This window comes from Nocardia sp. NBC_01499, from assembly GCF_045040275.1.
Classification (GTDB): domain Bacteria; phylum Actinomycetota; class Actinomycetes; order Mycobacteriales; family Mycobacteriaceae; genus Nocardia.
Genome location: NZ_CP109426.1, coordinates 8,046,432 through 8,064,621 on the forward strand (window position 1 = coordinate 8,046,432; position 18,190 = coordinate 8,064,621).

The window sequence follows — 18,190 nt, forward strand, 5'->3', positions numbered from 1 at the left end:
TCAGGGCTCTCGGATTCGGCGGTTGCCTGGATTGTCGTGGTCAGGGCTTGGGTTTCGCGGGGCTGCTTGCGCACAATGCTGTGGCGAGGGTGGTACGGATGTCCGCGTCCTGTGCTTCGTTTTCGCCAGGGTAGAGGTTGGTCATCATCGTTGCGGTGCGGCCGTCGGTTGTGGTCGCGCCTATCGTTTGGAAGCCGGGGATGCCGCCGTCGTGTCCCCAGTACAGGCCACCGCAGGGTAATGGTGTGCTCTGTAAACCGAGACCGTAGGCGTCTTGGGATGAATCGCCGGTTGGTCGGGTCGTCATCATCGCCTGGAGTTCGGGCGGGTTCAGGAGGCGACCATTGACGAGGGAGTCGATGAACTGGTTGAGATCCGTTGCGCTGGAGATCATTCCCCCGGCGGCGCCCGCGACCGACGCATTGAACTCGGTCAGGTCTATGGTGCCGGAGTTTCCGTGCTTGACGTAACCCTGCGGGTGATCGCCCGGGATGCTCGGTTCGTCCCCCGGAACGGATGTGTCGCGCAGGCCGAGCGGCCCAATGATGCGCTGGTCGATCGCTTCTCCGTACGGCCGACCGGTGATCTTCTCGATGAGCATGCCTGCCAGCAGGTAGTCGGTGTTGGAGTACTGCCAGCCGGTGCCCGGCGGGAACAGTCGCGGGTTGGCCAGCGCGAGCTGTACTAGTTCCAGGGGATCATGGTGTTGGAGTGGATCATTCAGGACTTGCTCTTGGTTCAGATAGTCCAAGTAGTCGGGCAGCCCGCTGGTGTGCTGGAGCAGCTGGCGCACCGTGATGTCATGCCCGTCATTGCCATTGCCGCGGATCAGTCCGGGCAGGTACTGCTCGACCGGCGCGTCGAGTGCCACCCGATCCTCACCAACGAGTTGCAGCACCACGGTGGCCACGAACATCTTGGTCATGCTGCCGATGCGGAACCGGCTGTCCTCGGCTATCGGCGCATGGGTCTCGATGTTCGCGACACCGCTCGTCAGCACGGTTCGGCCGTGCGCGTCGCTCACTTCGAGCAGGGCTCCCGGTGCGCCGTCGGCAGTGGTCAACCGCTGCAGAATGGTTCGTGTGTCGGTATAGCTGGGCGGGGCAGCGGTACTCGCGTGGTCCCCGGTCCCGCACGCGCACAGCGTCAGTGTCGCGGTGGCGCATATAGCGCCGAAAATGTAGGTACACCTGCGCATTTCGTCCTCCAACAGTTGGCAGGACTTACGCTAGGAAGCTTTGACCGGACGCACCTCACCCCCGAGAGCCAAACTGGTACACCGTGTTGCGATACCCAGGTGCCAGGCAGACCCACCCAGGGTGGTGTCTACGGTGCGGCGCTCTAGGGCCTGTCACCGCGCTACTGAATCATCGGACGCACGTAGAGGTCTCGTGCGGTTGATCGCCGGACGAGCACCGTCGCGGCGGGGCACAATGGACTGGTGGCAAGCGGGGGACCCCAGCTCATCGCGCTGGATGTGGACGGAACGCTGCTCGACACCGGGAGTCCGGTCAGCGAGCGGGTGGCCGCCGCTGTGCGCGCGGCCGTCGCATCGGGCGCGCATGTAGTGGTGACGACCGGGCGGACCGTCTTGGCGACCAGGTCGGTGCTGGCCGAGCTCGGCCTCGTCGAAGGGCATGCGCTGTGTTCCAACGGCGCGGTGCACGTCGACGTAGCTCAGGGCCAACCGTTGACCGTGCAGGACTTCGACCCCGCGCCCGCGGTCGTCGCATTGCGCGCCTTGATCCCCGAGATGATCTTCGCCGTGGAGAAGGTCGGCATCGGCTACTGGGCCACCGGCGTCAGCCCGGGGGAGTTCTCGCTCGGCGAATACCTGCTCGTCGACCACAGCGCCTTGAGCAGCGAGCCGACCCCACGGCTCAATGGCTGGTGGCCGCAGGGTTCGCTGGCGGAAATGCTGCGCCTGCTGCACAAGCTCAAGGTCCCCGGCGCCAGCTGGGTGCACGGCGAATTCGGTCCCTGGCTCACCGTTTCCCGCCAAGGCGTCTCCAAAGGGTGGGCCCTCGAACGCCTCCGCCTGGCACTACAAGTCCCACGCACCGCCACCCTTGCCATCGGCGACGGCTACAACGATCGCGAAATGCTGCGCTGGGCAGCACATTCCGTAGCGATGGCAAACGCGCCCGCCGAGGTCAGAGACCTGGCCGACGAGGTCACCGGCGACGTGCTCGAAGACGGCGTCGCTACCGTCCTCGAGCGCTGGTTTCGCCCCTAATCTGGTGGGCCAACATCCGCCTGCGCTATTGTGAACATCGATGTTCGTAGCTGATGCCAGGACCGTCGCCTGGCCAAGCATCGCCGCTACCTGAACATCGCGGCGCGCGTCCGCGTCCGCCGCTGCTCGATCGCCTGTTCATCGCCCGACCCGTCGCACAGCGCACGGATCGGTCGACCATCGATGGACTCGACGGAGGTTATCGACATGACCCGCACGCCGTTCTACGCGGAGGTGCAGACCCATTACGACCTGTCCGACGACTTCTTCGCCCTGTTCCTAGACCCGACCCGCACCTACAGCTGCGCCTACTTCGAACAGGACGACTACACCCTCGAACAGGCCCAGCGCGCGAAAATCGATCTCGCCCTCGGCAAGTGCGACCTGCGCCCCGGCATGACCCTGCTCGATATCGGCTGTGGCTGGGGTTCGACGATGATGCGCGCGCTGGAATGCTACGACGTCAAGGTCATCGGGCTGACGCTCAGCAAGAACCAGCACGGTTACGTGCAGGACATGCTGGACGAGGGTGGCTACGGCGGGCGCGCCGAGGTCCGCCTGCAAGGGTGGGAAGAGTTCGACGGCAAGGTCGACCGAATCGTCAGTATCGGTGCTTTCGAACACTTTCGGCACGAGCGGTACACCGAGTTCTTCGACTTCGCCTACCGCACGCTGCCCGAAGACGGCCGAATGTTGTTGCACAGCATTGTCATCTACGGATTGACGTATCTGCGCGAACACGACATAAAGCTCGACCGCACCGATATCGACTTCTTCCGTTTCATCCGTGACGTCATCTTCCCCGGCGGCCAATTGCCCTTTCACAGCAGCGTATTCCCGCCGGGCGTGCGCCAGTACGCGCAGAACGCGGGCTTCTCCGTGGAACGGATCCACCCGCTGCAACTGCACTACGCGAAAACCCTCGATCACTGGGCGGCCGCGCTCGCCGAACGCCGCGACGAGGCGGAGGCCCTGTGCGGCGCGGACACCTATCAGACATACATGCGCTATCTGACGGGATGCGCCCATCACTTCCGGGCGGGCCACCTCGACGTCATGCAGTTCACCTGTGTGAAGTAGTTCAGCTCAGCGGGATTCGCGCCACGATGGGTGTTGTCGGCTGAGCTGAGCCGCCGCTCGGTTCCGCCGTGATCGCGAGCAACGCGGTGTCTCTGGCAAGGTCGCCCGCCAGCTCGGCGCGACCACCGGAGACGTGCATCATCCCGGCCGACCGCGGCATGCCGTCGGCCGGGATGGTCCACAGTTGATAGCCGTGGTCGTCATCCGGCCTCGGCAACCCGGTGACCGTGACGACCATCTTGCCGACGCTGGCCGACCACATCGCCTGTGCCACACCGTCACCCGTCGTCACTGTGCCGGTTCTGGTGACCGCGTCCCCGGCATCGCGCACCTGATCCGTCGCGACCACGTCGCCGCGCTGCTCGCTGCCGACGAACGCGAGCCCGGTGAGCAGCACGGCGACCACCGCGACGGCGGCGGCGACACCGAGCGCGACCCGAATGACCCAACGGCGTTGCGGTGTAGGAATAGTGTTGTCTGCCAACCCATTCAGCGCGGGCATGATGTCGGTACGGCCGAGCGCGTCCAGCGCGGGCAACAACTGGGTACTCCCGAGGACGTCGTCGGAGCGCCGCTGCGGCCGCGCGCGGATATCGGCAAGCACCCGATCTTTCATGTCCGCCGCGGGCTGTGGCGGCATCGCGACGGCCAGCCGCATGGCGACCTCGCTCAGCTCGTCGACCTCGGTGCGGCACGCCGCGCAGTCGGCAAGGTGCCGCTCGAAGCCGACGCGCTCGGCGGTGGACAACGCGTCCAAAACGTATGCGCCGGTGAGGTTGTGCAGGTCCGGTGTCACGAGCGCTCTCCCAAACTCTCGCGCAGACGGATCAGGCCGTCGCGCATCCGGGTCTTGATCGTGCCGACCGGCTTGTCGAGCGTCTCGGAGACCTCGCGGTAGGTGCGGCCGCCGTAGTAGGCGAGGACGATCGATCGGCGTTGCAGCTCGGTGAGGTCGTCGAGCGCCTGCCGGACCGCCTCGTGCTCCATCTTGGCCAGCGTCGCCTCCACCACCTCGTCGTATCCGTGGCGCGGCTCCAATTGTCCTGCGCGGTTTTCTCTTTCGGCGTTGGCATGCTGGTAGCGCACCCGGTCGACGGCGCGCCGGTGCGCGATGGTCAGCACCCACGCCAGTGCGCTGCGGCCGTGCTCGTCGAACTGCGCCGCCTTGAGCCAGATCTCCAGTAGCACCTCCTGCGCGACCTCTTCGGACTGCGCGTGGTCGCGCAGAACACTCGCGACGATGCCGAGAACCGGGCCCGCGACGATGTCGTAGAGCGCGGCGAAGGCCTGCTCGTCGCCGCGAGCGATGCGGCGCAGCAATAGTTCCGGGGTGTTCGCTGCATCGGTCATGTTGTCGGGGGTGCGGGCGCCGGGTAGAGCTCGGGCGCGGCTGACCATAGGTGTCCTTCCAAGCCTGACCAAGCCGGAAGCCGTGCGCGAGGCAACGGCGGATGTGAGCCAGATCATATGACGCCTCAGCCACCGCAACGCCGCCGCTACCCCGCGCGCCGTCGAAATCCGGACCAATCCGCGCTCGCTCCGGCTTCGACTTCTATGCAGAGCCTGCCTGCCAGCGGCGGCTCGCGCGGTGTCCCGGCCGAGGCGACCGGCCGGGACACGCGGCGGGGCATGGTGCCGGACGAACGAGTCCCGTCCGGCACCATGTCACCGTTTCGAGGTTATGCCGGGCCGGTTTTGGCCAGCACCTCGAGGTAGTGCGGGTTCGACATGAGGCCGAGGATGTTGCCGAAGGGGTCGATGACGGAGGCGGTTACGAAGCCGGTGCCTTTGCCGCGCTCGGTGATCGGGTCGTATTCTTTGGCGCCGAGTTCGAGCAGGCGGTCGAAGGTGGCCTTGAGGTCATCGACGTGCCAGTTCACGATCGCGCCGCCGGGTGCGTTGCGTGCTCCCTGCGGTGCGTAGGCGCGGTTGATGAGGCCGAATTCGTGCAGGTAGTCGCCGATGCGGAACTCGTAGTAGCCGCCGGGGACGGTGAAGTATGGCTCGACGCCGAGGAACTCGCTGTACCAGTCCTTCGCGGCCTCGACGTCGTCGGCGTAGAACGTGCTCGTCGCCATTCCTCGCAGCATTGTGGGTCTCCTTCATCGGTTCTTGCTGTGCTTGTGGAAACCATCCTCCGCGCAAAAGTGCTCACCGAATGAGCACTTTCTCCGGCAGAATTGTGCGCATGCGAGCGGACAGGTTGGTGGCGATTCTGCTGATGATGCAGACGCGCGGACGGGTGACCGCGGCCGAAGTCGCGGAGGAGCTGGAGACGTCGGTCGCCACCGCGCGCCGTGACCTCGAGGCGTTGTCGACGGCGGGCGTCCCGGTGTATCCGCAGCCCGGTCGCGGCGGCGGATGGTCGCTGGTCGGCGGCGCGCGCACCGACCTCACCGGTTTGACCGCGGGCGAGGCGCGGGCGTTGTTCCTGCTGGCCGGCCCGTCGGCGAGCGCGGTGCCGGAGGTGAAATCGGCGCTGCGCAAACTGGTTCGCGCCCTGCCGCAGCCGTTCCGGACCGACGCCACCGCGGCGGCCGACGCCGTGGTGATCGACCCGGCTCGATGGGGGCAGACGGACCGCGAGCTGCCGCCGGTGGTCGCGCTGCTGCAGCGAGCGGTGGTGCAGCGCAACAAGGTTCGCCTGCGCTACGCCAGCAAGAAGGGCGAACACACCGACCGTCTCGTTGACCCGTGGGGCCTGATCGACAAGGACGCCATCTGGTACCTCATCGCCGGAACCGACCACGGCCAACGCACTTTCCGCATCGACCGCATCGCCGAAGCTGTCATTACCTGCGAAATCGCCCACCGCCCAACTGATTTCGACCTGTCCGCCACCTGGAACGAGGTAGTGGACGAGGTCGAGCAGCGCCGCGCCGCCACCGCCGCAACCGTCCTGATCGCCGAGCGACTGCTGCCGATCCTGCGCGATCAGCAGGGCAGACATTGCGTAGTCGACGGCCCGGTCGACGACGGCCGCGTCCGAGTCCAGATCACCGCCCCCACCGCCTGGATGCTCGCCCAGCAACTGGCAGGTTGGGGCGCTTCCATCGAAGTCCTCGATCCACCGGAAGTTCGCACCGAACTAGCCCGAATCGGCACCGAACTCGTCGACCGCTACCACCCCTGACCCACACCCGGAGAATCTCCAGTAGGTCGCACCGCCGACCATGAAGCGGCAGACCATGGCGGGGCTTCACTCGCCGCCACGCTGATAGCGTCGCCAGATGGAGATCGAAACCGCTTCTGCCGCCGACGGATCAGCGAACAAGCCGTTCGTGTTGACCCCCGATTTCTACCGTGACCCGCAGGCCGCCTACCGCGCGCTGCGTGATCGGGGGCCGGTCAACCGGGTGGTGTTTCCTGATCGCAGCACCGGATGGCTGATCACCGGCTATGCCGAAGCGAAAGCGGCGTTCACGCATCCCGGCATCAGCAAACGCCTTGGCTCCGACGGCGCGCGGGCGGCCCTCGCGGCCAACAATGCCGGCCACCAGCGGCAAAGCGGCCCGTTCGAACACATGCTGGTCTTCTACGACCCGCCCGAGCACACCCGGCTGCGGACCTTGCTCAGCGGCGCGTTCGGCACACGAGCTGTGCGCGGGCTGGCACCGCGCGTCACCGAGCTCGCCGACGCCCTGCTCAATGAGCTGGCCGCCGATGATGTCGTGGATCTGCTTGACCGCTATGCGGTGCCGTTGTCGATGTCGGTGATCTGTGAGCTGCTCGGAGTGCCGGACCAGGACCGTGGGAAGTTCCAGCATTGGTCGACGGTCATCGTGTCCGGCGAGCACGCTCCGCGCGAGCGGATGACGGCCGCCACCGAGTTCGTCGCGTATATCGATCACCTCATCCACCAGCGGACCGCCGAACCGGGCGCCGACCTGCTCTCCGAGCTCATCGCGGCCGGAGCGGACGGCGACCGGCTCACTCCCCGCGAACTGCGCAGCATGGTCCTCGTCCTGTTGGTCGCCGGTTTCGAGACGGCCGCGAACCTCATCGGCAACGCAGTGGTCACGCTGTTGGCAGACCACAACTCACACCAGCGGTTACGCAGCGACCCCGCGAGCATCCCGGCGTTCATCGAGGAGGTGCTCAGGCATCGGTCACCGACGAGTGAGACGACCTTCCGCTACACGACCACCCCGATCACCGTAGGTGGCATCGACATCGCCGCCGGCGAGCTGATCGCCTTGTCCGTGGCGGCGACCGGCCGGGACCCTCGTCGATTCGCCGATCCGGAAAGCATCGACATAGACCGATCCGACAACGGTCACCTCGCCTTCGGCCACGGCATCCACTACTGCGTCGGGGCGCCCTTGGCCCGCATGGAGGGCTGCATCGGACTGGCTCGGTTGCTGCGGCAGTACCCCGATCTGGAACTATCGCCGCGCTCCGAACTCGAGTGGCGCACTAGCTTCGCCATCCGAGGGCTGACCGCTTTGCCGGTGCGCCTACGCCCCTAGCTGCCATATCGGGGAATGGGAGCGAGCACCCGGTCGTTCATCGAAGTACGACCGTACGTTCGTATTCGCGCGATTTCGTGGGAGGATGGGCACATGTCCGAGTCCACTACCGCTGCTGACCGGCAGCAAGGTATCGATCAGCGGTTGGCCAAAGGGGCGCGATCGCGGGCTTCGATTGCCCGGCATGCCGCCGATGTGGCGTCCGTCGAGGGGCTGACCGGGGTGAGCATCGGCAGGCTGGCCGCCGATCTCGGGCTCAGCAAGAGCGGCATCGCGACCTTGTTCGGCAGCAAGGAGAGCCTGCAGCTGGCCGCGGTCAAAGCGGCGCGTGACGTATTTCTGGACCAGGTCGTCACGCCGAGCCTCGATGAGGACAGTGGCATGCCTCGCCTGCGCGCCCTCATCGATCGCTGGTTCGGCCAGGTTGTCGAGCCCGCCTTCCCCGGCGGCTGCTTCCGGGTGGCCACCATCGCCGAGTTCGACAGCCGCCCCGGTCCCATCCGCGATGCGATTTCGGCGGACAACCGCGACTTCCTCACCTTCGTGGCCAACGAGGTCCGGCGCGCCCAGGAGCAAGGACACCTCGGCGAACGCAATGCCGACGTGATCGCCTTCGAACTGGCCGCCGTGATCGGTGCCGCGCACACCTCCCACCAGATGGGTGACGAGTGGGGCGTGGCGACGGCCCGCGCCATCGTCGACAACCTGCTCGGCTCGTGAACTAGGCCGACATGGTGAGGGCGTTGGTGATCGCCGCGTCGTAGCGGTTCCAGACGATGTCGGTGAGGGCTGGGTGTGGGCCGATGACGTTGGCGTGGAACACATTCGGCGCTGCGGTGACGAGGCGATCGGTGAGTAGGCCCGGCGCCAGGAACCAGGGGGCGACAAGGATGTTGTCGGCGCCGCGGGTGCGCAGGCGCGATATCGCCTGGGGCAGTGATGGTTCAGTGGTGGCGAAGCAGATCTCGGTGAGGTGCCCGGTGAGTGCGGCGAGGCGGCGGGCCACCTCGGTCGTGCGGCCGTTGGCGGCGGGGGAGGATGAGCCCACCGCGGCAACCGCGATACCAAGGCGTCGATTCGACGGGGCTTCCAACGCATCTCGCGTCGCAACGAGCGAGGACGCTTCCGTCACGCGATCTCGCAGAGCAGCAATCAGCCGGGCATCAGGACCGAGAACATCCGCCTGAGTCAAGTGCAGCTGCGGATGCCGGGCATGCGCCGCAGCCAACAGTCCGGGCAGATCCACCCGAGCATGAAAGGCGCTGCCCAGCAGCAACGGCGCGACAATCGCATGTGTATGCCCTTGGACCGCAACAGCATCCACAACCTGATCAACCGAAGGGGCACTGAGATCGAGAAACGCCAGCCGCACATCGAACTCCGGCCGGGCAGCCGCGATCTCGGCAACAACCGCCGACATTGTCGCCGCCGACCGAGGATCCCGACTACCGTGCGCCACCGCGATCAGCGCAGGCCTGCCGTCAAACGGCGTGCCCTCGCTCCCGGGTGACCCAGCAGCGATGTTCAGTGCCGCAAGCGCATCCGTCTCTACTGCCGCGTGGACGGCGCGCGGCATCGTGATGTTCGACGCCCTCGCGAAGGACGAAGCCATCGTGAGGGACGAAGCCATCGTGAAGGACGAAGCCATCGTGAAGGACGAAGCCATCGCGACGGATGAAGCCATCGCGACGGATGAAGCCGCGTCTCCCGGCAGCGCATCGGCGCCGCCGGTCGACGCTGCCGCGGTCTCGGGCGACGCCACCATCCTGTCCGCCACCGCTTTGGCGGCGAAGGGCCGCGCCGAGATGCTCAGTGCCGCATGCGCGTTCAGCTTTACGGCGGTGTCGAGCGCTGGTGGCGGCACGACGGCTTCCGGCGGGCCATTGGCGCCGCCGGTCGCCGTTGTCGCGGTTACGCGCGCGCCCGGCACCGCGCGCACGGCGAGGGGCCGCGTTGTCGCGATGCCGAACGGGTGCGTCATGTCAGGCTCCGGTGCCGACTTCGACGGCCGACAGTACGTCGCCGACGAGACCTGCGGCCAGGGTGTTGCCGCCGGCGGGGTCGATGAGCAGGAAGCTGCCGGTGTGGCGGTTTACTCGGTAGTCGTCGACGGCGATGGGTTCGGCGGTGCGCAGGGAGATGCGGCCGATGTCGTTGAGGGCCAATGATTCTGGGTTCGGGTCGGCGATCAGGCGTTGTTCGTCGAAGCGTTCGAGCAGTGCGCCGACGATGGCCTGGGTGGTGCGGGTGCCGTGCTTGAGCAGCAGGCGGGCGCCGGGGTGCAGCGGCTTGTCGCCGAGCCAGCAGACGGTGGCGTCGAAGGTGTCGATCGGCTCGGGGGCGTCGGCGACCGAGGCGATGGTGTCGCCGCGGGAGATGTCGACCTCATCGGCGAGGATCAGCGTGACGCTGCGGCCGGTCTGCGCCACCGCGAGTTCACCGTCCGGAGTGTCGATTCGCTCGACGGTGGTGCGAATCCCGGAGGGCAGCACGACGACCTCGTCACCCGGCGCGACCGCACCGGCCGCGATCTGTCCGGCGTAACCGCGGTAATCGGGGTATTCGGCGGTGCGCGGCCGGATCACGTACTGCACCGGAAAGCGAAGTCCCAGTGTGTGATTGCCGGTGCTGTCGGCATCGACCGGCACCGATTCGAGGTGCTCGATCAGCGAGGGTCCGCTGTAGTACGGGGTGCTGTCCGAGCGGGTGGCGATGTTGTCGCCGTGCAGCGCGGAGACCGGAATCTCCAGCACGTCGTCGTCGGACCAGCCGAGTGTGCGGGTGAGACCGTTGAATTCGGCGGAGATCTCCGCGAACACGGTCGCCGCGTCATCGACCAGGTCGATCTTGTTCACCGCGAGCACCAGCCTCGGCACCCCGAGCAGCGCGAGTACCGCCGCGTGCCGTCGGGTCTGCTCGATAACGCCCTTGCGCGCGTCGACGAGCAGAATCACCAGCTGCGCGGTCGACGCGCCGGACACCGTATTGCGCGTGTACTGCACGTGCCCCGGCGTGTCCGCGAGCACGAAAGAACGTTGCGGCGTAGCGAAATAGCGGTAGGCGACATCGATGGTGATGCCCTGCTCACGTTCGGCACGCAGCCCGTCGACGAGCAGCGAAAGATCCGGCGTGGCAAGACCTTTGTCCACCGACGCGCGAGTAACGGCGTCGATCTGATCGGCGAGAACGGATTTCGTGTCGTACAGCAGACGCCCGACCAGAGTGGACTTACCGTCGTCGACAGAACCGGCGGTAGCCAGCCTCAATAGGTCGGACATATCAGAGGTAACCCTTTCGCTTGCGTTCTTTCATCACGGTCTCCGCGATCGGGGCGGTGCCGCGCACCAGGTTCGGCCGCATCAGAAGTAGCCTTCGCGCTTGCGGTCTTCCATCGCGGCTTCCGACACGCGGTCGTCACCGCGGGTGGCCCCACGCTCGGTCAGTCGGGACGCGGCCACCTCGGCGAGGATCGCCTCGTTATCGGCTGCGTCGGAAAGCACAGCGCCGGTGGATGATCCGTCGCCGACGGTGCGGTAGCGCACCGAAAGCGTCTCCAGCACTTCATCTTCCCGCGGCCCGCCCCACACGCCGGGCGTCATCCACATGCCGTCACGCTGATACACCGGACGCTGATGCGCGTAGTAGATACTCGCCAGGTCGATGTCCTCGCGCGCGATGTAGCGCCAGATGTCCAGCTCGGTCCAGTTACTCAGCGGGAACACCCGCACATGTTCACCAGGCGCGTGCCGTCCGTTGTACAGATTCCACAGCTCGGGCCGCTGCCGCTTCGGATCCCACTGCCCGAAGGCGTTGCGCAGGGAGAAGATTCGCTCCTTGGCGCGGGACCGCTCCTCGTCACGGCGGCCGCCGCCGAACACCGCGTCGAAGCGATGCTCGCTGATCGCGTCCAGCAGCGGAACGGTCTGCAGCGGGTTGCGAATGCCGTCCGGGCGCTCGGTGAGCCTGCCGTCGGCGAGGTAATCCTCGACCTTGGCGACGTGCAGCCGAAGCCCGTACCGTTCGACGATCTTGTCCCGGAACTCGAGCACCTCGGGCAGATTGTGCCCGGTGTCGACGTGCAGCAGCGAGAACGGCAGCGGCGCAGGCCAGAATGCCTTGAGCGCCAAATGCAGCAGCACGGTGGAATCCTTGCCGCCGGAGAACAGGATCACCGGCCGCTCGAATTCCCCTGCCACCTCACGGAAGATGTGGATCGACTCCGACTCCAGCGCGGCAAGGGTATCGAAATCGGTGATGCCGAAGGCACGTTCGGTGGTGTTCGAGGACTCGCCTAGAAGTTCGCTCACAATGGTCTCCGTCATGCTGTGTCCAATCTGCCTGCCCGAGGGCCCTACGTGGTTACGCAGGCTGCCGCCTCCGGGCCTGACTCGGTCAGGCGGTGTGCAACCCGCATTCGGTCTTGGCGAGGCCTGCCCAACGCCCGCTTCGTGGATCGGCTCCCGGCTCCGGCTTCCGTGTGCACGGAGCGCAGCCGATGGACGGATAGCCCTCTTCGACAAGGGGATTGACGAGGATGCCGTGCTGTTCGATGTAGGCCTGCATCTCGTCGTCGGACCAGGCGGCGATCGGATTGATCTTCACAAGCCCGAACGCCTCGTCGAACGAGATGAGCGGCGCGTTGGCGCGGGTCGGCGATTCGACCCGGCGGATGCCGGTGACCCACGCGTTGTACCCAGCTAGGGACTTCTTCAGCGGAACGACCTTGCGCAGCCTGCAGCACTCACCAGGATCACGCCCGAACAAGTCCTTGCCGAGCAACTGATCCTGTCCGGCGACAGTGTGTTCCGGCCGGACGTCGATCACGTTCACCCCGTACACCGCCTCGACGGCGTCGCGGGTGCCCATGGTCTCGGCGAAGTGGTAGCCGGTGTCGAGGAACAGCACATCGACCCCTGCGCGAACCTGCGCGGCCAGGTGCACCAGCACGCCGTCCTGCATGTTCGAGGCGACGATGTAGCCGCCTGCTTCGGCACCGCCGAAATGCTCCTCGGTCCACCGCAGCAGGTCGAGTGCCGACGCCTCCGTGCCGAGGTCGGCCGCGCCCTTTTCCGCGATGGCCCGCAGCTCGTCCTCGGCCAGCTTCGCCACCAGTTCGGTTGTCACAGTTGATCTCCCATCACCTGAAGGCCCTTCGCAAGCGAGGCTCATTTCAGATCGGCCTCGTCGGCACGAACGGCCCACTGTGCGAACCGTTCGCCATCCTCGCGGTGCTTGGTGAAGTTGCGCACCACCCGCTCGATGTAGTCACCGAGCTCGTCGCTGGTCACCTTGTGCTGACGCAGTTTTCGCCCGAAAGCGCTGTCGAAGCCGAGGCTGCCGCCAAGGTGAACCTGGAAGCCCTCCACGTGATTCCCGCTACCGTCGTCGACCAGCTGGCCCTTGAACCCGATGTCGGCGATCTGCGACCGCGCGCACGAGTTCGGGCAGCCGTTGATGTTGATGGTGACCGGAACGTCAAGCTGCGCATTGAGATCGGCGAGCCGCTCCTCGAGTTCGGGGACAAGCACCTGCGACCGCTTGCGCGTCTCGGCGAAGGACAGCTTGCAGAACTCGATTCCCGAGCAGGCCATCAGGTTTCGCCGCCACAGCGACGGACGTGCCTGCAGCCCAAGGGGGGCAAGCTCATCGATCAGCGCGTCGACCTTGTCGTCGGCGACGTCGAGCACGATCAGCTTCTGATACGGGGTGAACCGGATGCGGTCCGACCCGATCCGCTCGACCGCGTCGGCGACCTTGGTGAGGATCGTGCCCGAGACCCGGCCCGCGATGGGGGAGAACCCGACCGCGTTGAGCCCGTTCTTCAGCTTCTGCACACCGACGTGATCGATCGGCTTGGTCGGCTGCTCCGGTGCGGGACCGTCGATCAGCTTGCGCTTCAGGTACTTCTCTTCGAGCACCTCGCGGAACTTCTCGATGCCCCAGTCCTTGACCAGGAACTTCAGCCGCGCCTTGGTGCGAAGGCGGCGGTAGCCGTAGTCGCGGTACAGCGACACCACGGCTTCCCACACATCGGGCACCTCGTCGAGCGGCACCCACGCGCCGACCCGTTGCGCCAGCATCGGATTCGTCGACAGCCCGCCGCCGACCCACAGGTCGAGGCCGGGTCCGTGCTCGGGATGGTTCACCCCGACGAACGCGATGTCGTTGATCTCGTGCACCACGTCCTGCTGGCCCGAGATCGCGGTCTTGAACTTGCGCGGCAGGTTGGAGTACTCCTTCTTGCCGATGTAGCGGCGCACGATCTCGTCGATCGCGGGCGTCGGATCGATGATCTCGTTGAACGATTCACCGGCCAGCGGCGAGCCGAGCACCACGCGCGGGCAGTCGCCGCACGCCTCGGTGGTCTTGAGCCCGACCGCCTCGATCCGCTGCCAGATCTCGGGGACGTTCTCCACCTCGATCCAGTGGTACTGCACGTTCTCGCGGTCGGACAGGTCCGCGGTGTCGCGGCCGAACTCGGTGGAGATCTGGCCGAGGGTGCGCAGCTGCTCGACGGTCAATGCGCCCGCGTCGCAGCGGATGCGCATCATGAAGTACTTGGCCTCGAGCAGGTCGAGGTTCTCGTCGCCGGTCCAGCTGCCGTCGTAGCCCTGTTCGCGCTGGGTGTAGAGACCCCACCAGCGGAAACGGCCGCGCAGGTCGCCCTTGTCGATGCTGTCGAAGCCCTGCTTCGAGTAGATGTTCTCGATCCGGGCGCGGACGTTGAGCGGGTTGTCGTCCTTCTTGGACTGTTCGTTCGGGTTCAGCGGTTCGCGATAGCCGAGCGCCCACTGGCCCTCGGCCTTGCGGCGCACCGGCTTACCCGTGCGGGCGCGCGGCGCGGTGGCCGTCGCGGCGCCGGCGGCTTCGGCGCGCGTGCGGACGCGGCGCTCGGAAGCGGGGCGGTCGGGGCGCGTGTGGTGGCCTGGCCGGGGCTCGGGGCCGGACTGGTCGGTCGGACCGGCGTCGGGGCTCGACGTCATGGGGGTCGCTCCTGCGGGGTGGTTTGTATCCGTGCGGGAGGCGCGAGGGGCTGACTCGCACCTGCGGTGTCAGCGGACCGATGAAGTCGAATATCGGGATCGCCGGGAAGACCCGGGGATGGGCGTCGCTGAGCTACCGAGGGGAATCGGTCAGACAGCAGGCACTACAGACGCGCTTGTAGTCGACGTGGCGACGTGCCACAAGTCGTACTCCCGATGCGCGCATGAAGCCTATTGTGCCACCTCAGCGGCGGCCTTCGGACCGGGCGTCCGTATTTTCCGCAATTCAGCGGGAAATCCCCTGGACCGTTGACCTGATATGTGACGCCAGTCATAGATCGCCCCGCTCGGGCGGCGGTTGATGCGTCCAACCCGCCCGGAGTGAACCGCGCCACGTTCCTTGAACGGGGATGGCGGCGGAGCTACTCGCGCAGGCCCGTCGACACGAGTCGACTGCGGTTGCCTGGCGAGCGGGATGTCACGGCGGGGCCACTCGAGTTTCCCTCGGCCGGGTCGGCGGCGGAGCTGATTTGACCTGAAGTCCACTTCAGGTATCACAGTGACCATCATGAGTACCGCATCTGTCGACCTCGGCGCCATCCGTGCAGTAGTCGCGACCATTCAGCACGTCCAGCAGAACGAACTGGTCGACGAATTCGTCGACCTGTTCCGCGAAGATGCCATCTGGACCACCGGCGGCGGCAAGCGACTGTTCGGCCGCGCGGCCATCGCCGAGTTCACCGCCAACGTCCTGCCCGGCGCGATGCGCGAAGGTACCGCCACTTACGAGGTCGAGCACGTCCTGTTCATCCGACCGGATGTCGCTGCCGTCAAAGTGATCCAGCGCTACCTCACCCACGACGGCCAACTCACCGGCCAAGGCTCCCCGATGTATGTGATGTCCAAGGAAGACGGCCGCTGGCTGCTCACCGCCAACCAGAACACCGTGGTCGCCGAAGTCGTCTAACTGTCGGTGAGGGGGAACTGGTGGCGGCGGACTCTCGAACTTTTCCGCCACCAGTTCCCCGTGATCATTCGTCCAGATCCGCAGGGGAGCGGGGCGGCCTCGATCGCGTGCGGGTTGCCCGGGGGCGGGTGGGTGCTGGGGGACCTGCACACTAGAGGGGTGAGTTCACCTGCGACTATCCCCGTCGGTACCGAGATGTCCGGACCGGTGCTGAGTGATTTCGGGGGCGGTCCGTTCGGGATCTATGTGCACGTTCCGTTCTGTGCGACGCGGTGCGGATACTGCGATTTCAACACCTATACCGCGGGCGAGCTCGGGACGTCCGCGTCGCCGCAGTCCTGGCTGGAAGCGTTGCGTGGCGAGTTGGCTACGGCGGCAGCGCAATTCGCGGCATTGCCGACCGCGACGCCCGAGGTGGCGACGATCTTCGTCGGCGGTGGCACCCCCTCGCTGCTCGGTGGCGACGGGCTAGCCGCGGTGCTCGACGCCGTGCGCGCGAACTTCACCCTCGCCACGAATGCCGAGGTGACCACCGAATCCAACCCGGAATCCACCTCGCCGGAATTCTTCAAGCAGATCCGCGCGGCGGGCTTCACCCGGATCTCCCTCGGCATGCAATCCGCCGCCGCCCACGTGCTGAAAGTGCTCGACCGCACGCACACCCCCGGCCGTGCCGTCGCCGCCGCGAAAGAGGCTCGGGCCGCCGGGTTCGACCACGTGAACCTCGACCTGATCTACGGCACCCCCGGCGAACGCGACAGCGACCTCGACGCCAGCCTCGACGCGGTGCTCGCCGCGGGTGTCGACCACGTTTCCGCCTACTCACTGATCGTCGAAGACGGCACCGCGCTGGCTCGACGGGTGCGTCGCGGCGAACTCCCCGCCCCCGACGACGACGTCCTCGCCGCCCGCTACGAACGCATCGACGCTCGCCTCACCGCCGCGGGTCTGACCTGGTACGAGGTATCCAATTGGGCCGCAAGCGAAGCCGCGGCCTGCAGGCACAACCTCGGCTACTGGGACGGCGGCGACTGGCTCGGCGCCGGGCCCGGCGCGCACAGTCACGTCGGCGGCGTCCGCTGGTGGAACATCAAACATCCGGCCCGCTACGCCGACCGCGTGACCGAGGGTGGCCTGCCGGCCGCAGGCTGGGAAACCCTCACCCCCGACGAGCGCTACACCGAGCGCGTCATGCTGGCCGTCCGCCTCCGCACCGGCCTACCCCTCGCTGATCTCGACCCGGTCGGGCTCGCCGCCGCCGATCGCGTCATCGCCGACGGGCTCGCGATCCACTCCGGCGACCATCTCGTTCTCACGGATCAAGGCAGGCTCCTGGCCGACGGTGTAGTCCGTCAGCTCCTCGTCCCTTGAAACCGGCTATGGCCAGGGCGGCGCCGATCGCCCGGCCCGCCTGATACTTCGGTGCGCGCCGCATAGAAGACGGTGATGTCAGATCGCTGACGGCCCCTCACCGAAGAATGGGCTGCCACTTGTTGAGTGGCGCAAGTGGCGTCTCGGCAAACGCCTCGACCTGTGCCACTCGACGACCGACGGCGGGAGATGGTGGGTGGCTGCCGACCGTGTGTCCGCCGGGATCAGCTGAGGGCCTCGGCGATGTTCGTGACTACGGCGTCGTAGTCCGGTGGTCAGACTTTCGGTCGAGGCAGCCGACAGCGAGGTGAGCCAGTTGCTGACCGACTGAGCGAGGTGGTCGGCCGGGGCCAGCTGAGCGAAACGGCCGGCCGGTGGGAGCTGTTCAAGAGTGCCAACCAGGGTCAACGCCGAGGTCTTCGCTACCGCGGTCGGGATCGTCCGGGTTGATCGTGGGGGAGTGCCGTGCGGCTCGTCAGCGCGATCATGTGACGCAACGCTCACCGCGCACCCGCCTAGTCACCGCCTCTCGTCAGCAGGCCACGCCGGTGATCACCGCGATCCGATCGGCGTCAAGTGGGCTCGGCTCCTCCGGGGCGTCCGCAACCGCCCCACCACCGGGCGAGTGCCGCAACTGTGCCCGGTCGACTCGCCCCTGCCGCCCGCCGGGATGCCCGCCGTCCACCGCCCAACCGACCGCCTTCAGCGAACTGCCGGGTTGGTTCAGCTGTCGCTGAGCGAGCGCGCCTTGTAGGCTTCGATCAACCCCAAGGAGATTCATGTCCCCGGCACGACACATCACCCTCATCCACGAACCGGGCGAATTCGCCGAGGCGCGGGCAAACGAAAAGGCCGAAACTGCGCGACAGAGCGCGGTGGCCGCACGCACCGTTGCCAGCTATTCACAAAATGCCGACGATTGCCAGTCCCTATTGGCGATGCTCGGTTTGGACGCACTCGCTGGCAAGCAAGCCAGGGTCTGCGACTAGTTAAAAACTTCCCCGTCGGCGACCGCCACCCGTCGCCACTTTCGGGGAAAAGCCCGTATGCGGCGCGGAGACGCCGGGCAAATACGACGGGTCAC

The 18,190-nt window shown here is 66.6% G+C and carries 19 protein-coding genes; 8 read left to right on the forward strand and 11 right to left on the reverse strand.

Features of this window, described 5'->3' with window-relative positions:
• Nucleotides 1-40: 40 nt before the first annotated feature.
• On the reverse strand, nt 41-1,063 hold the full coding sequence (locus tag OG203_RS36825) for a serine hydrolase domain-containing protein (protein WP_405161811.1): 1,023 nt from the start codon (nt 1,061-1,063) through the stop codon (nt 41-43).
• Between the two features lie 378 nt (nt 1,064-1,441).
• On the opposite strand from OG203_RS36825, the gene OG203_RS36830 reads away from it, so the two are divergent.
• On the forward strand, nt 1,442-2,236 hold the full coding sequence (locus tag OG203_RS36830) for an HAD family hydrolase (RefSeq protein WP_405161812.1): 795 nt from the start codon (nt 1,442-1,444) through the stop codon (nt 2,234-2,236).
• Between the two features lie 207 nt (nt 2,237-2,443).
• Nucleotides 2,444-3,316 carry a cyclopropane mycolic acid synthase family methyltransferase gene (locus tag OG203_RS36835; RefSeq protein WP_405161813.1) on the forward strand — a complete coding sequence of 291 codons (873 nt, stop codon included), beginning with the start codon at nt 2,444-2,446 and terminating at the stop codon, nt 3,314-3,316.
• A 1-nt stretch (nt 3,317) separates the two neighbouring features.
• Here the strand turns inward: OG203_RS36835 and OG203_RS36840 are convergent, their stop codons facing one another.
• The 3 genes from OG203_RS36840 to OG203_RS36850 all read right to left on the reverse strand — a co-directional run bounded on the left by OG203_RS36840 (nt 3,318) and on the right by OG203_RS36850 (nt 5,406).
• On the reverse strand, nt 3,318-4,112 hold the full coding sequence (locus OG203_RS36840) for an anti-sigma factor domain-containing protein (protein WP_405161814.1): 795 nt from the start codon (nt 4,110-4,112) through the stop codon (nt 3,318-3,320).
• Entirely contained in the window at nt 4,109-4,666 is a 558-nt protein-coding gene (sigK, locus tag OG203_RS36845; RefSeq protein ID WP_405161815.1) for an ECF RNA polymerase sigma factor SigK, read from the reverse strand. The genes OG203_RS36840 and sigK overlap by 4 nt, the downstream gene beginning before the upstream one ends.
• Nucleotides 4,667-4,995: 329 nt before the next feature.
• Nucleotides 4,996-5,406, reverse strand: coding sequence for a VOC family protein (locus OG203_RS36850; protein WP_405161816.1), 411 nt, complete (start codon nt 5,404-5,406; stop codon nt 4,996-4,998).
• A gap of 98 nt (nt 5,407-5,504) precedes the next feature.
• Here OG203_RS36850 and OG203_RS36855 point away from each other — a divergent pair, with 98 nt between their 5' ends.
• The 3 genes from OG203_RS36855 to OG203_RS36865 all read left to right on the forward strand — a co-directional run bounded on the left by OG203_RS36855 (nt 5,505) and on the right by OG203_RS36865 (nt 8,505).
• The gene (locus OG203_RS36855) at nt 5,505-6,449 is read left to right on the forward strand and encodes a helix-turn-helix transcriptional regulator (RefSeq protein ID WP_405161817.1); all 945 of its coding nucleotides are present in this window, start codon (nt 5,505-5,507) and stop codon (nt 6,447-6,449) included.
• Between the two features lie 97 nt (nt 6,450-6,546).
• On the forward strand, nt 6,547-7,785 hold the full coding sequence (locus tag OG203_RS36860) for a cytochrome P450 (protein ID WP_405161818.1): 1,239 nt from the start codon (nt 6,547-6,549) through the stop codon (nt 7,783-7,785).
• Between the two features lie 93 nt (nt 7,786-7,878).
• Nucleotides 7,879-8,505, forward strand: coding sequence for a TetR/AcrR family transcriptional regulator (locus OG203_RS36865; protein WP_405161819.1), 627 nt, complete (start codon nt 7,879-7,881; stop codon nt 8,503-8,505).
• A gap of 1 nt (nt 8,506) precedes the next feature.
• On the opposite strand, the gene OG203_RS36870 is transcribed toward OG203_RS36865, so the two are convergent.
• From OG203_RS36870 to OG203_RS36895, 6 genes are all read right to left on the reverse strand, one after another.
• A complete protein-coding gene (locus tag OG203_RS36870) occupies nt 8,507-9,313 on the reverse strand; it encodes a sirohydrochlorin chelatase (RefSeq protein WP_405168122.1) in 807 nt (268 codons plus the stop codon).
• 454 nt (nt 9,314-9,767) lie between these two features.
• On the reverse strand, nt 9,768-11,063 hold the full coding sequence (locus OG203_RS36875) for a sulfate adenylyltransferase subunit 1 (protein WP_405161820.1): 1,296 nt from the start codon (nt 11,061-11,063) through the stop codon (nt 9,768-9,770).
• 81 nt (nt 11,064-11,144) lie between these two features.
• Complete coding sequence (gene cysD / locus OG203_RS36880) at nt 11,145-12,107, reverse strand: sulfate adenylyltransferase subunit CysD (protein WP_405161821.1); 963 nt, start codon at nt 12,105-12,107, stop codon at nt 11,145-11,147.
• Between the two features lie 70 nt (nt 12,108-12,177).
• Nucleotides 12,178-12,909, reverse strand: coding sequence for a phosphoadenylyl-sulfate reductase (locus OG203_RS36885; protein ID WP_405161822.1), 732 nt, complete (start codon nt 12,907-12,909; stop codon nt 12,178-12,180).
• Nucleotides 12,910-12,950: 41 nt separating this feature from the next.
• The gene (locus OG203_RS36890) at nt 12,951-14,768 is read right to left on the reverse strand and encodes a nitrite/sulfite reductase (protein WP_405161823.1); all 1,818 of its coding nucleotides are present in this window, start codon (nt 14,766-14,768) and stop codon (nt 12,951-12,953) included.
• Between the two features lie 133 nt (nt 14,769-14,901).
• Nucleotides 14,902-14,994, reverse strand: coding sequence for an Ms4527A family Cys-rich leader peptide (locus OG203_RS36895; RefSeq protein WP_405161824.1), 93 nt, complete (start codon nt 14,992-14,994; stop codon nt 14,902-14,904).
• Nucleotides 14,995-15,336: 342 nt separating this feature from the next.
• Between OG203_RS36895 and OG203_RS36900 the strand changes: the two genes are divergently transcribed.
• Both OG203_RS36900 and hemW read left to right on the forward strand, forming a co-directional pair.
• Nucleotides 15,337-15,735, forward strand: a complete 399-nt coding sequence (locus OG203_RS36900; RefSeq protein WP_405161825.1) for an SgcJ/EcaC family oxidoreductase — start codon at nt 15,337-15,339, stop codon at nt 15,733-15,735.
• Nucleotides 15,736-15,930: 195 nt separating this feature from the next.
• Nucleotides 15,931-17,106, forward strand: coding sequence for a radical SAM family heme chaperone HemW (gene hemW / locus OG203_RS36905; RefSeq protein WP_405168123.1), 1,176 nt, complete (start codon nt 15,931-15,933; stop codon nt 17,104-17,106).
• A gap of 532 nt (nt 17,107-17,638) precedes the next feature.
• Here hemW and OG203_RS36910 read toward each other — a convergent pair.
• Nucleotides 17,639-17,887 carry a hypothetical protein gene (locus tag OG203_RS36910; RefSeq protein ID WP_405161826.1) on the reverse strand — a complete coding sequence of 83 codons (249 nt, stop codon included), beginning with the start codon at nt 17,885-17,887 and terminating at the stop codon, nt 17,639-17,641.
• Between OG203_RS36910 and OG203_RS36915 the strand changes: the two genes are divergently transcribed.
• On the forward strand, nt 17,886-18,095 hold the full coding sequence (locus OG203_RS36915) for a hypothetical protein (protein ID WP_107654883.1): 210 nt from the start codon (nt 17,886-17,888) through the stop codon (nt 18,093-18,095). The two genes, OG203_RS36910 and OG203_RS36915, sit on opposite strands and share 2 nt — an antisense overlap.
• The last annotated feature ends 95 nt before the right edge of the window (nt 18,096-18,190 follow it).

What these genes read in the sequence shown, in the direction of transcription:
- OG203_RS36835 (WP_405161813.1), top strand. Translation starts at nt 2,444, where the DNA reads ATGACCCGCACGCCGTTCTACGCGGAGGTGCAGACCCATTACGACCTG.
- sigK (WP_405161815.1), bottom strand. Translation starts at nt 4,666, where the DNA reads ATGACCGATGCAGCGAACACCCCGGAACTATTGCTGCGCCGCATCGCT.
- OG203_RS36850 (WP_405161816.1), bottom strand. Translation starts at nt 5,406, where the DNA reads ATGCTGCGAGGAATGGCGACGAGCACGTTCTACGCCGACGACGTCGAG.
- OG203_RS36855 (WP_405161817.1), top strand. Translation starts at nt 5,505, where the DNA reads ATGCGAGCGGACAGGTTGGTGGCGATTCTGCTGATGATGCAGACGCGC.
- OG203_RS36860 (WP_405161818.1), top strand. Translation starts at nt 6,547, where the DNA reads ATGGAGATCGAAACCGCTTCTGCCGCCGACGGATCAGCGAACAAGCCG.
- OG203_RS36865 (WP_405161819.1), top strand. Translation starts at nt 7,879, where the DNA reads ATGTCCGAGTCCACTACCGCTGCTGACCGGCAGCAAGGTATCGATCAG.
- OG203_RS36875 (WP_405161820.1), bottom strand. Translation starts at nt 11,063, where the DNA reads ATGTCCGACCTATTGAGGCTGGCTACCGCCGGTTCTGTCGACGACGGT.
- cysD (WP_405161821.1), bottom strand. Translation starts at nt 12,107, where the DNA reads ATGACGGAGACCATTGTGAGCGAACTTCTAGGCGAGTCCTCGAACACC.
- OG203_RS36890 (WP_405161823.1), bottom strand. Translation starts at nt 14,768, where the DNA reads ATGACGTCGAGCCCCGACGCCGGTCCGACCGACCAGTCCGGCCCCGAG.
- OG203_RS36895 (WP_405161824.1), bottom strand. Translation starts at nt 14,994, where the DNA reads ATGCGCGCATCGGGAGTACGACTTGTGGCACGTCGCCACGTCGACTAC.
- OG203_RS36900 (WP_405161825.1), top strand. Translation starts at nt 15,337, where the DNA reads ATGAGTACCGCATCTGTCGACCTCGGCGCCATCCGTGCAGTAGTCGCG.
- hemW (WP_405168123.1), top strand. Translation starts at nt 15,931, where the DNA reads ATGTCCGGACCGGTGCTGAGTGATTTCGGGGGCGGTCCGTTCGGGATC.
- OG203_RS36915 (WP_107654883.1), top strand. Translation starts at nt 17,886, where the DNA reads ATGTCCCCGGCACGACACATCACCCTCATCCACGAACCGGGCGAATTC.
- OG203_RS36910 (WP_405161826.1), bottom strand. Translation starts at nt 17,887, where the DNA reads ATGAATCTCCTTGGGGTTGATCGAAGCCTACAAGGCGCGCTCGCTCAG.